Source organism: Paenibacillus sp. SN-8-1, from assembly GCF_050995535.1.
In the GTDB taxonomy this organism is placed as follows: domain Bacteria; phylum Bacillota; class Bacilli; order Paenibacillales; family Paenibacillaceae; genus Fontibacillus.
The window spans coordinates 1,968,898-1,981,354 of sequence record NZ_CP194782.1; the positions used below are offsets into that span (position 1 = coordinate 1,968,898).

Annotated in this window: 15 protein-coding genes; all 15 read left to right on the forward strand. The window is 45.7% G+C overall.

Going from position 1 to position 12,457, the window contains the following annotated elements:
- Nucleotide 1 precedes the first annotated feature (1 nt).
- On the forward strand, nucleotides 2–1,108 hold the full coding sequence (hisC, locus tag ACRRNK_RS09285; protein WP_433946446.1) for a histidinol-phosphate transaminase: 1,107 nt from the start codon (nucleotides 2–4) through the stop codon (nucleotides 1,106–1,108).
- A gap of 80 nt (nucleotides 1,109–1,188) precedes the next feature.
- A complete protein-coding gene (locus tag ACRRNK_RS09290; protein WP_433946447.1) occupies nucleotides 1,189–2,283 on the forward strand; it encodes a prephenate dehydrogenase in 1,095 nt (364 codons plus the stop codon).
- A gap of 761 nt (nucleotides 2,284–3,044) precedes the next feature.
- The gene (locus tag ACRRNK_RS09295; RefSeq protein ID WP_433946448.1) at nucleotides 3,045–3,728 is read left to right on the forward strand and encodes an MOSC domain-containing protein; all 684 of its coding nucleotides are present in this window, start codon (nucleotides 3,045–3,047) and stop codon (nucleotides 3,726–3,728) included.
- A gap of 279 nt (nucleotides 3,729–4,007) precedes the next feature.
- Nucleotides 4,008–4,601, forward strand: coding sequence for an RNA polymerase sigma factor (locus ACRRNK_RS09300; protein ID WP_433946449.1), 594 nt, complete (start codon nucleotides 4,008–4,010; stop codon nucleotides 4,599–4,601).
- Nucleotides 4,598–5,200: a zf-HC2 domain-containing protein gene (locus tag ACRRNK_RS09305; protein WP_433946450.1), complete on the forward strand. Its 603-nt coding sequence runs from the start codon at nucleotides 4,598–4,600 to the stop codon at nucleotides 5,198–5,200. The genes ACRRNK_RS09300 and ACRRNK_RS09305 overlap by 4 nt, the downstream gene beginning before the upstream one ends.
- A gap of 111 nt (nucleotides 5,201–5,311) precedes the next feature.
- A complete protein-coding gene (locus tag ACRRNK_RS09310; RefSeq protein WP_433946451.1) occupies nucleotides 5,312–5,899 on the forward strand; it encodes a histidine phosphatase family protein in 588 nt (195 codons plus the stop codon).
- A gap of 90 nt (nucleotides 5,900–5,989) precedes the next feature.
- Nucleotides 5,990–7,093, forward strand: a complete 1,104-nt coding sequence (locus ACRRNK_RS09315) for a hypothetical protein (protein WP_433946452.1) — start codon at nucleotides 5,990–5,992, stop codon at nucleotides 7,091–7,093.
- 67 nt (nucleotides 7,094–7,160) lie between these two features.
- The gene (locus tag ACRRNK_RS09320) at nucleotides 7,161–7,667 is read left to right on the forward strand and encodes a gamma carbonic anhydrase family protein (protein WP_433946453.1); all 507 of its coding nucleotides are present in this window, start codon (nucleotides 7,161–7,163) and stop codon (nucleotides 7,665–7,667) included.
- Nucleotides 7,668–7,688: 21 nt separating this feature from the next.
- A complete protein-coding gene (locus tag ACRRNK_RS09325; RefSeq protein WP_433946454.1) occupies nucleotides 7,689–7,871 on the forward strand; it encodes an IDEAL domain-containing protein in 183 nt (60 codons plus the stop codon).
- A 99-nt stretch (nucleotides 7,872–7,970) separates the two neighbouring features.
- On the forward strand, nucleotides 7,971–8,402 hold the full coding sequence (locus tag ACRRNK_RS09330; RefSeq protein WP_433946455.1) for a DUF2487 family protein: 432 nt from the start codon (nucleotides 7,971–7,973) through the stop codon (nucleotides 8,400–8,402).
- Between the two features lie 175 nt (nucleotides 8,403–8,577).
- Entirely contained in the window at nucleotides 8,578–9,123 is a 546-nt protein-coding gene (locus tag ACRRNK_RS09335; protein ID WP_433946456.1) for a ubiquinol-cytochrome c reductase iron-sulfur subunit, read from the forward strand.
- 16 nt (nucleotides 9,124–9,139) lie between these two features.
- The gene (gene qcrB, locus ACRRNK_RS09340) at nucleotides 9,140–9,811 is read left to right on the forward strand and encodes a menaquinol-cytochrome c reductase cytochrome b subunit (RefSeq protein ID WP_433946457.1); all 672 of its coding nucleotides are present in this window, start codon (nucleotides 9,140–9,142) and stop codon (nucleotides 9,809–9,811) included.
- A gap of 29 nt (nucleotides 9,812–9,840) precedes the next feature.
- A complete protein-coding gene (locus ACRRNK_RS09345) occupies nucleotides 9,841–10,731 on the forward strand; it encodes a c-type cytochrome (protein WP_433946458.1) in 891 nt (296 codons plus the stop codon).
- A 107-nt stretch (nucleotides 10,732–10,838) separates the two neighbouring features.
- Entirely contained in the window at nucleotides 10,839–11,474 is a 636-nt protein-coding gene (locus ACRRNK_RS09350) for a DUF1405 domain-containing protein (RefSeq protein ID WP_433946459.1), read from the forward strand.
- A gap of 59 nt (nucleotides 11,475–11,533) precedes the next feature.
- Nucleotides 11,534–12,400 (forward strand): sporulation protein YpjB, encoded by an 867-nt coding sequence (locus tag ACRRNK_RS09355; RefSeq protein WP_433946460.1) that lies wholly within the window; start codon nucleotides 11,534–11,536, stop codon nucleotides 12,398–12,400.
- The last annotated feature ends 57 nt before the right edge of the window (nucleotides 12,401–12,457 follow it).

Here is a 12,457-nt window from a genome sequence, read left to right on the forward strand (position 1 = left end):
TGTGCAGCCAAAACCACAGATTGTAAATCTTCCGGTATACCAACAGGGCAAGCCTGTTGAAGAAGTGAAGAGGGAGCTGGGACTTGCTGAAGTCATAAAGCTGGCCTCCAATGAGAACCCTTATGGTGCATCACCTAAAGCAAAAGCAGCCATTGAGCAGGAATTAAGTCAAATCAGCATGTACCCGGATGGAAATGCTGTTGAACTCACTGAGGTTCTGTCAGGTCACCTTGGCGTGAACCGGGATCAGTTTGTATTTGGCTGTGGTTCCGATGAGGTGATTGCTCTGATTACCCGGGCGTTCTTGTTGCCTGGAGAAGAGAATATTATGGCGGATCAGACTTTCTCGGTATACAAAAGCAATGCGGATATCGAGGGTGCCGTGAGTATAGAAGTACCGCTTGTAGACGGTACACATGACTTGGACGCCATGCTGCAAGCTGTGAATGAGCGCACCAAGATTGTCTGGATCTGTAATCCGAATAATCCAACAGGAACAATCGTCTCCCATACGGATATTGTCAATTTCCTAAATAAAGTACCAGCAAATGTACTTGTAGTGCTGGATGAAGCCTATGCGGAGTTTGTAACGGATCCATCGTATCCAGATGGCTTGAGCCTGCTCAGTAAATATCCGAATCTGATGATCCTTCGGACATTCTCGAAGATTTATGGGCTTGCTTCACTTCGAATTGGTTATGGAGTCGGACACCCAAGTGTAGTCAAACTGATTAATCAGGTTCGTGAACCCTTTAACACTTCCAGATTGGCTCAGGCCGCGGCCAAAGCGGCTTTAACCGATCATGAATTTATTGATGCTTGCCGCACAAAGAATCGAAGCGGGGTTGAATACTTAACTGCTGAATTTGACCGGCTTGGACTTAAGTACTTTCCGGCGCATGGTAACTTTATATTAGTTAATGTGCAAAGACCCGGCGGTGAGATATTCCAGTCTCTCTTAAAGCTTGGAGTTATAGTTCGTGCCGGTTTCGGTAAATACCCGGATTATATCCGTGTAAGTGTCGGCACACCAGATGAGAATACTAAATTTATTGCTGCACTGGAGCAGGTCCTTACTGCTCAAGAACAGCCGGTTACTGCGGAATAATCTCCGCAGTATCTTTTTTGTTTCTTTGATATTTCACGTTAGACTTGAAGACAAATTAGAGCAAATTGAGTGGGGCACAAATGACTATTAAAATTGCAATCTTTGGTGTAGGGCTAATTGGAGGCTCTCTCGCGCTTAGCTTTAAAGGAAAACCGGGAATCACGCTTGTGGGGCACAGCCACAACGCAGAGTCCATGCAGCAGGTTAAGGATCGTGGTGTCGTCGATATAGCAACGATGTCTATTGAAGAAGCGGCTTTAGATGCTGATTTTATTTTCTTATGTGTACCGGTAAGTCAGTTGGAGCCTTATTTACATAGACTAAGCAGCTTAAAGCTGAAGCCAGGGTGTATTATTACCGATGTGGGGAGTACAAAGGCTTCGGTGGCTGCATGCGCTCAAGCGATCACACTTCCAGGTGTCTATTTCATTGGCGGGCATCCAATGGCCGGATCGGAGAGATCCGGTGTTGCAGCGGCTTCAACTTTCCTGTTCGAGAACGCTTATTATGTTCTGACACCGTCTTCGAATGTACCGGAAGAAGCCTACAAGCGGCTGGAAAACCTGTTGGCTTATACCAAAGCACACATCGTTCGCGTTGAGCCTGGACTCCATGATGAGATTGTGGGAGCCATCAGTCATCTTCCTCATATTATTGCCGTTGCACTTGTGAACCAGGTCTGCGACTATAATGATAGGAATCCTTTATATCGACAGCTGGCAGCAGGTGGATTCCGGGATATCACAAGAATTGCATCAAGTGATCCGGTGATCTGGCGTGATATCCTTCTCAGCAACAGAGAGGTGCTTCTGAAGCTCCTTAAAGATTGGAAGACTTATATGGATGAGTTCCTGGAGTTACTCCAGAATGAAGACGGCGAAGGGATTGTGGAAGCCTTTGGCAAAGCCAACCGTTTCCGGAGAGAACTGCCTGAGCGACGGAAAGGAGCTATAAGCTCCTTATATGATTTGTATATTGATGTTCCGGATACGCCGGGCGTCATTGGTCATATAGCCACAGAGCTTGGGATTCGGCAGATTAACCTTAGTAATATGCAGATTATAGAGAGTCGTGAAGATGTACCAGGGGTTATGCGCCTGTCTTTCAGACAGGAAGGGGATATGGAACGCGCGAAGGAGCACCTGTCTACCCTGGGATATACTGTGTACTTGTAATTGAAATACCGCTGAATGTTTCCAGAGTGATAACATCAGCGGTATTTTTGTTCCCCAAACCAGGGAAACAAGCAAAAAAAAAGACCACTTTCATTGAAAGTGGTCTTGCTCGAACCTGAGCAAATTATATTGGATAGGAGTGGAGAGAAACCATACTGTACTTTTATTATATTGTATACGTTTACATTCTGTCAACACATTTTTATAAACGCTTTCATAATTATTTTAAACCTTTTATTTACAAGGTTGACCTTTTGATGGCAAGAACGTAACTATCTTTAATTGCGAGGGTAGGCGCATGCTTATATAATTAGGAAGAAGTTGTATAGTTAGCAATAAGGATACGGAAATCATGACCGGACAAGCAGAGTCAAGAAATACATAAGCTTAACGAAGATATATAAGACGCAGTTAAAAATTGACTTGAGGGTAAGGAGTAACGGAGGGAAAGCTTGGAACTGTAGGAGCGAAAGCGATCGCCTACAAGCTTTCTGAAAGAAAGCTGCATCGGAAGCATATGCTTTGGCTTTCTGAAAGAAAGCTACATGGGAAGCATATACTTTGGCTTTCTGAAAGAAAGCTGCATCGGAAGCATATGCTTTGTCTCCGGAGTTCATCCGCCCTGCGGTATAAATCAAGAAATCTGGAGGCGGGCAGCGGCCGAAAGTCCAAGCATTCCCCGTAGTTACGACTGTACCCACAAATGTGAACATTTTAACTGCGGCTTATATAGTTAAATAATTTTAAATGAGGTGAAGCTAGTGAACAATTCGAATATTCTCTCGATCAACGTAGGAACCCCTCAGCAATTGCAATACAACAACAAACAAGTCATGAGCGGGATATACAAAATGCAGGTGGATGAGCCGCTGTTCTTGTCATTTCTAAATTTGGAGGGGGACGAGCAAGCCGATCTCAAGCATCATGGTGGAAAAGATAAGGCAATCTGTGTATATGCTCATGAGCATTATCCATACTGGGAGAACCTGCTCGGGCGAACACTTGGTCTTGGGGCATTTGGTGAGAATCTAACAATCCAAGGATGGATCGAGAAGGATCTTTGTATCGGTGATGTATTTAAGTTTGGCGAAGCGACGGTTCAAATTAGCCAACCCCGTCAGCCCTGCTATAAATTGTCCGCCAGATATAATGCACCGGATATTCCAGTAAAAATGCAGGAATCCGGAAATACCGGATTCTATTTACGGGTACTTCAGGAGGGCTATGTTAAGCGTCAAGATGGATTGACCCTGCTTACTCCACATCCCAAAGGAATTACATTAGCCTTTGCTAATCAGATCATGCATCTTGACAAGGAGAATAGCGAAGGCATTAAGCGGATTCTAGAAGTGGATGCGTTGTCGTCCAGCTGGCGTGCAACTTTTGAAAAGCGATTAAATGGACTTGAGACGGATACAAGTGAGCGATTGAGAGGTCAATTTTAAATTACTCTTCATGCATTTGAATTTAAGAAAAGGCCATTTTTATGTGAAAATGGTCTTTTCTTCATTTTTTATGGGTAAAGTCTAAGTGGGGCAGAGAAATTTTTTTAATTCCTACTTGTATGGTATAATATTGCAGTATTGGGCTAAGAACCAAATTAAGTCACATTGAATATGATGCTTTTTTCGGAATGACCGCAACTTTTTATGTCCTGTTCGGTAATAATAAACAGAATCGAACGGGGAAGATGCACATGGATAGGCGAGGAGGATCGCATTCTAATGACGGATTCCCAAATGATTCGAGATATCAAAGAAGGCAATACAGAACTTTATTCAGAATTAATGCGAAGGTATCAGCGTAAGATTCTCGTTTTTATTTATCATATGCTTAAGAGCGCTCAATTGGAGCTGCTTGCTGAAGACTTATGCTCGGAGACCTTTTATAAAGCATTTCGGAGTTTGCACTCTTTCAGGGAAGTAGACGCTTCCTTCTCTACATGGTTATATACGATTGCCCGAAATACGGTACTAAGTGAATTACGCAAGCAGAAGACTGGGCATGTATCTCTAGATGAGGGCGGCTACACACCTGCAGCGCCTCCGGATATTGTCCCTGAGCAGGCAATATTACGAAATGAACGGGTCGGGATGGTTAGAGAAGCGATTAATAATCTTCCGGAGAAGCAGCGTTCCGCACTTATACTTAGAGAATACGATCAGCTTGAATATCAGGAGATTTCGACGATACTTGGTCAAAGTGTCAGTGCAATTAAGTCACTCTTATTTCGTGCCCGAAGCAGTGTTAAGAACCAGCTTGAGCCCTACTTCTATGAACCGATCTATGAGCAATTTGAAGGGATGAAAAGCAGATGAATTGTCGTGAAGCCCAAGAATGTTTTGGCTTAATATGGGACGTTGAAGAGGACGACCCTCGGCGCAAAAGTCTGGAGTGGCATGTGCTAGGCTGTGAGAACTGTGCGGCAGAATATGATATATGGAAAGAGACTCAGGGCATCATACATACCTTGCAAATTGATATACAGCCCGAGCAAGCGGAAAGAATGAACCGTGCCGTGATGGACCGCATTTATGCGGAATCCCCATGGCTTGCACCTACCGAGCCTGAAGCAAGAAAGACATCGTATATATTGAGACGGCGTATGGCCTTATGGATAGCCGGTTTTCTTGCAATTTTTATATGCAGTCTGCTTTACTTCGTGCTGCCTTCTTCCACCGATGTGAACCCGCCCTCCGCGAAAAGTTCTGGCCTGCTCCCAATTGCCATAGCCGGCTCTGATACGGTAATTAACGCGGATTATGTCCACGACATGCCGGATGTATCCCGGGGAATTATAGATCCCTTAATAGTTAATATGAACCCGGCTTATCCGGAGTACTGGATGCTGCTGTCCACGTTGGCTCTAGGACTTGCCCTCTTCTCATGGAGAGGACTTAGACATTTACGAAGATAGTAATACCCGCGGCAAATGCCGCTTCTGTCCGTAATGGAGACAGAGGTGGCGTTTGCCACTTTTATTAAGCAATTCTTACATAATACGAAGGCATAAGGAGGCTTTTATTTCATGCTAGTTGGCTTAATTCGTCACGGCCTTACAGATTGGAATGCTCTGGGGAAGATTCAGGGTCAGAGTGACATTCCGCTGAATGAGGAAGGAAGAAGACAGGCGCACCTGCTTGCCAAGAGACTTATACATGAGCCCTACAAATGGGATTTTGTAATCACGAGTGGACTTTCCAGGGCGCAGGAGAGCGGAGAGATCATTGCTAAAGAGCTTGGTATTCCTGTATTTGACCCGGATTCGCGACTGATGGAACGGGCATTTGGACAAGTGGAAGGAATGACCTCGGAAGAGAGAGAGACCTTATGGGGGATGGATTGGAGGCTTCAGGATCTTGGCCAGGAGAAGGATCATGAGGTTCAGGCAAGAGCGCTCGCCTTTCTGAAGGAGCTTGGAGAGCAGTATGCAGACAAGAATGTGCTGGTAATCTCCCATGGCGGCCTGTTAGCCCAGCTTTTTACAGCGCTATATCAAGACAAATTTACGGAGAGAATCGGGAATCTCTCATTAACGATACTGGAGAAAAATGAACATTTCTGGGAGCCCAGGCTGTATAACTGCCTGAAGCATCTTCAGGAGACCGACCAATAATCCGCGGCAGCGGGTTATTTTTTTATTATAGACCGAATAAAAGTCCGAAACCTTCCCATAATGGTAGTAAAACGGTGAGGCGATGAAACTATGAATCTGGCGGAAATGCTTACTTATGCAGATATTGGACAGCTTAGCAAAATAGCGAATCACTATCAATGCAGCTGTAATGAAAATTCCAAAAATGAGCTGATTCAGTCCATTCTCCATCAAGTAGGTAGGAAGGAGTTTATAGAAGAACATGTGAGCAAGCTTAGTGATGAGGATTTCCGTTTCCTGAATACGCTGCTCTTCGATCATCGTCAGCACTACAGCTTAGAAGAGTTGATGGCTGCAGCTCAGCACACCCGGTTCACGGAGGATGCCAAGGAGAAGGAGAATCCTAGGGATATCATACACAGGTTCAGACAGAGAGGCTGGCTCTTTAACGGTTCTTCCCAGAATACGAAATTCTTGTTCGAGGTTCCGGAGGATCTCAAGTTAAGGTTCCGGGAGGTGCTTGGACAGCATCTAAAGGCTGAAGTCAGGATTGGCGATGAGCCTAATGCCATTCGCGAGGAGCACACACTGGCTTCAGAAGACTTGTATCTCATCTTGTTCTATATCTCTAAGAATGAAATCCCCTTGAACCAAGAGGGAATCATGTATCGACGAAATCAAATGCAGCTGATGGACACCCTGCATGTGAATGAGCCGCTCGTTGGTAAAGGTGGCTGGAGATTTGGCTATGGACGAACATTTAAATTCTACCCGGATCGCCTTTCTCTTCTGTATGATTTCGCTTATTCACAGAGACTTATCGAGGAAAGAGATTATAAGCTAAAGCTTACTTCTCTCGGCGAGCTATTTGTTTCGGAAGAAAAACGTGAATCTCTGATGCAACTGATCCGCTTTTGGTTAAAGACTTACAAAGCAGCAATTCCAAATCTACTATCCCTGATGTACTGGATTTATCGTTGTACACAGGAATGGGTAACTGTAACCTCGCTTGGCCAAAGTATGGACAGGTTGATTAAGCCTTACTATTACGATACTTCGGCATCGATCTTTGAGGAGCGTATCTTGAAAATGATGCTGCACCTCGGCTTAATCAGGATAGGAGAGGATGGGGAGAGAGAACGATATGTGCAGATTACTTCTTATGGCAAGACAGCAGTCCCTATGCTTCAAAGAGGCTTTGAAGGACCATGTTGACAAGATAGTATAGGCTTGCTAAGATCACTCCAATTCCAGAATTTATCAGATGGGTGTGAGTGTATCGATGTATATTTCTTATATGGGGAAGACCCCTTTTGTGGATCCTTCTGTATATGTAGCTGAGGGTGCAAGACTGGCCGGAGATGTCCGGATTGGCAGGGATTCTAGTATATGGTTCAACGCTGTCCTTAGAGGGGACCTCGCTCCAATTATTATTGGAGAGCGCAGTAATTTGCAGGATGGTGTCATCGCCCACGTGAACACGGGGCAGCCCCTTATAGTTGCCGATGACGTATCCGTCGGACATGCTGCAATTATTCATGGCTGTACGATAGGCAAAGGCACTTTAATTGGGATGGGGGCTATTTGTTTAAACGGAGCCGAGATCGGCGAATATGCTTTAATAGGAGCCGGCTCGCTAATCACGGAGAACCGTAAGATTCCACCCTATACTCTTTCTGTAGGTTCACCCGCTAAAGTAGTCCGCGAACTGACGGAAGAGGATTTACGCCGAATGGCGCTAACTACAGACAGCTATGTGGTGAAAGGAAGAGAATATAGGAGCTCTTAACATTGGCTGGAGGTGCATCCTATGGATCAAATGAAAGTTACTTATGAAGTCATGCTGGGTCTGGCAGCTGAAATGGTGTGGGACGAAGCGTTAAAGAAATATCGGGCAGAGAAACTTCACTATGAGATTGATTCTGCTTTGGCAAAAGGCGATGAGGAGGCATTTCGCCTCCTTACCGAAGAACTAAGAACCTTGGAAAAATAGAAGAAATGCCTTGTGCATTTCTTCTATTTTTTCATGCTGCGCATTCGTTCTCAGATGGCTCTTTCCATGTATAATAGGAATATAGAGAGGAGAGTCATAATGAAATTTAGTGAGATTAATCCCGCGGAGTGGGAAGAACTGAAGCCCTATCTGGATACCTGCCTCATACCGGTTACCGGACTGAGAGGTGACGAACAGCCTCATGAAGTCGTGTATGCGCTGGAACGGCTTAGAGATGTAATGGATTGGGTGGAAATTCCCTTTAAAGGGAGAGTAGTAACTTATCCTGCCTTCCAATATGGAAGAGATGACATCTTGAGGCAAATAAATACCGTTTGCGCGAATGTCAAGTCTGCGGGCTTCAAGTACGTCATTGTGATCTCTGCTGATGTGGAGCTTGATTCCGAGAAGATTTATGAAAGCGATTTAGTCTTTACTAGAGGCCGATTTGAGAGCTCGGAAGAACAGGCTCTCTCTGTGGCCGTTATGCAGGAAATTCAACATATGTGGTTTAGCGGTCAAGACACCTAATTGTGACGAAAAATCGACATTTTCTCGAAATTGTGACCATAGTGTTAACGAACATGCACTGTAAATTCTTGACGCTCCAGAAAGCCTAATATATTATAATAATGTCCTAGTAATACGTGTGATTTTTATCATTGAAATGGAGAGATTTGGTTCGGAAAAGGGGGTTGAAGACAGTATGAGCAATCAGCACGACCAGCATGAATCATCGCACAGACCACCCAATCGGAGAAAAGAAATGTCTCGTAGACAATTTCTAACTTATACGCTGGGAGGAGCTACTGCCTATATGGCAGGTGGAGTAGTACTGCCGATGCTTCGCTTCGCTGTGGATCCTGTTCTGCACAAGAAGACGGAAGGTAACTATGTTAAGGTTGTAGAAGTAAGCAAGATCACAGACGAACCGCAGGAGTTCTCGTTCGAACTGCATCAGCAGGATGGATGGTATGCAAGCACGGCATCATTGACCGCTTGGATCCGCAAAGATGAAAGCGGAAAAATTTATGCGCTTTCACCGATCTGTAAGCATCTGGGTTGTACGGTTGGATGGAATAACGACAAAGGCTTCCCTAATGAATACCATTGTCCTTGTCACGGCGCACAGTATACGAAAGAAGGCAAGAACCTTGCCGTTGCACCGAAACCGCTTGATGAGTACAAAGTTAAGATTGATAAAGATTGGGTTTACTTAGGCGATATCGTTCCTAATACTCGAGCTAAATAAGGAGGCGTAAAGTCAAATGTTGAAGAGTATCTACAACTGGGTTGACGAACGTCTTGATATTACGCCGATTTGGAGAGATGTGGCTGACCACGAAGTACCTGAACACGTGAACCCGGCTCATCATTTTTCCGCTTTTGTATACTGTTTCGGCGGCTTGACGTTCTTTATCACGGTCATCCAGATTCTGTCTGGGATGTTCCTGACTATGTATTATGTACCCGATATTATTAACGCATACGCCAGTGTTGAATTTCTTCAGACCAAGGTGGCATTTGGACAGATTGTCCGCGGGATGCACCACTGGGGAGCAAGTCTGGTTATTGTAATGATGTTCTTACATACCTTGCGGGTCTTCTTTACAGGCTCCTACAAGGCGCCTCGTGAGATGAACTGGGTTGTGGGAATGCTGATCTTCTTCGTTATGATCGGTCTTGGCCTTACAGGTTACCTGCTTCCATGGGATAACAAATCTTACTTTGCAACCAAAGTTACACTGGAAATTGCGAACTCGGTTCCTGTTCTAGGACCGATTATCAAAGAACTGCTGCAAGGCGGTACGATCGTAGGTGCGCAGACGCTGACGCGATTCTTCGCTATTCATGTGTTCTTCCTTCCGGCCGTGTTGCTTATCCTTCTGGTAGGACATTTCATTATGATCCGCAGACAGGGAATTTCCGGACCGCTATAAGATATTCTTAAGAGAAGGGAGGCAATTATATGGGTCACGGTGGCAAAACGAACGAAAAAGTCGTATTTGTCGGCGATTCAAGGGTGCGTAAAGGGAATGGATTTATAACTCCTCCCGACTACACGTCTTACCCGGGGAAGTCCGAAGCATTTATACCTAACTTCCTATTAAAAGAGTGGATGGTCGGCGTAGTGGTCCTTGTAGGCTTCCTGGTACTTACCATTTCAGAGCCTGCGCCACTTGGTTTCCCGGCTAATCCAACTGCATCTGTAATCCCAATGCCGGACTGGTATTTCTTATTCCTATACCAATATTTGAAATATCCTTATGCATCAGGAGATTTTATTGTCCTAGGTACGCTCGGTGTACCAGGTGTTGCCTTTGGTGGATTACTGCTGGCTCCTTTCCTGGATCGCGGGAAAGAGCGCCGCTTCTACCGCAGACCTATCGCTTCCGCAATCATGCTGCTATCCTTGGCATCTGTCGTATATCTGACGAACTTTGCTTGGACGCACTATAAGCATGAACTTGCCAAGACGGGAATCAAACCGGAGGAAGAACGCCGGATTGAGAAAGCCCGGGAAGCAAGAGAGAAGGGGCTCCCAGCACCTTCCAACGCGGTTCAGACCAAAGAGGTCGCGATTGTGGATAAGGATGATCCTGCAATGGAATCATTCAAGAAAGCAACCTGTATCTCATGTCACGCCGCCGATCTGAAAGGAGCTAGCGGTCCTTCGCTTCGAGGCGTTGGGGATAAACATGACAAAGCAGCCATTTTAACCATCATCAAAGAGGGTAAAAAAGGTCCTGATGGTAACATGCCTCCAATGTACGATACAGCCAAGGGTGCTGGACTAAGCGACCAGGATATTGATCATCTGGCCGAATGGCTCTCGAAACAGAAAGCCGAAGCTAAATAAGATACGAATTGCAGGGAACCTGATCGTGAAAGCGGTCAGGTTTTTTTGAGTCTTGTATTCTATCCGGCACATCCGTTATTCTCAGATTAGTTAAAGGAGGATTGTAAGTGAATATATCTTATTGGTGGAGCCGGGAATTCCTGACCAGTCGTGGGTTTCTTTGGCTGCTGTTTATTTTCAATCTGCTTGGTACGATCTATGGCTATTACTGGTACGGCCATCAAATCGGATATACCGTAGCCCATAACCCGCTTTGGCAGGTGATCTTCGTACCAGACAGCCCGACGGCAAGTCTGTTCTTCACCTTATCTCTTTGCTTCTTAATATGGTATGAACCGCTTAAGAGATTTAAAGCGATTCGGGTCCTTATAGAGTCCCTCGCGGTAGTTACTAGCGTTAAGTATGGTGTGTGGGCTGTGAGTATCATTTTCGCAGGTGCTTATCAGGGGAATATGATTGGATGGCAGGATTGGATGCTGGTGGCGTCGCATACCGCCATGGCCGTTGAAGCGCTGCTCTATGTTCGATTCTATAAATTTGGAGCAGGAATCCTTCTTGGTGCGGGTCTGTGGACACTGCTGAACGATATGGTTGATTATACATACGGTGTATTCCCATGGCTGCCCGTTCAGCTGATGGATGATTTAATCAGTGTGCGTAACTTTACTGTGACCTTAACGGTACTCAGTGTGTTGGCCGGTTGGCTAGCCCTTCGCCATAGAGACCGCTCCAATCGCGCTTAAGACCCAGGTTCTAGCCAGGGACAGACTCTCATAGATATGGGGTATAGGAGGGGATGTCCGTGGAGACAAATCGGTGGCGGGGCTGTCTATCTCTATGGCTCGGCCTAATTATTGTTGCTGTCCTTGTTATGCTACCTGTTGGCAAGGCTGCGGCTCATCACGATGCCGCGCATACCGCGAAGATGAAGGAGCTAGATAGTGCATCTGAGGCTCTATACCGATATATGCAGGATGGTGACGGAGCGAAGGCACAGCTTGAAATGGATAGAGTCGTCAAGATCGTACAGACGCTTTCATTCCAAGGTCTTACCTCCGTCGAGGGGATTCATGCACTTTCAGAGACCATTATGGACACGCGTGAGGCGCTTGCAAGAAGCCAATCTCAGCCGGAGGAATGGAGAATAACTTCATCCCGGCTTCGTCTGGCTATTGACAGCCTTCTGCACAATGAACAGCCGCTGTGGACTCAATATTATAAGCTGTTCACAGATGACCTTAGCCAGCTGTCTAAGGCAAGGACAGAAGAGGATGTAACCGGGGTCAAGCAAGCTTTTAATCAGCTCAAAGAGCATTATGAGACCATCCGCCCTGCAGCGGTCATACAGCTGGATCCCTCATTGATATCCCGGACGGACTCCTGGATGTCCTACATGGAGAATCTGTGTGCGCAGAAGACGAGTGATCCGGACGCGCTCAAAGGGGCACTCGGCAGCGGGACTGACTTGATTCATGATTTGTTCGGCAAGAAACGAACTGAGCCAACACTGCTTCCAATCACAGGGACTTCGAATCCTTGGAAATGGAGTCTGCTCATTGGCGGCTGGATTATCGTAGCCTTAACCTATACGGGAATTCGTAATTATAATGCTTATCAGGAAGTCAGACCTGTGACTGGAAGCAAGGGAAGATCCACCTGGCGATTCTAGACGCAATAAGTAAAAGGGTAAAGTCCGCAGTATACCACTGTGACCTTACCCTTTTCT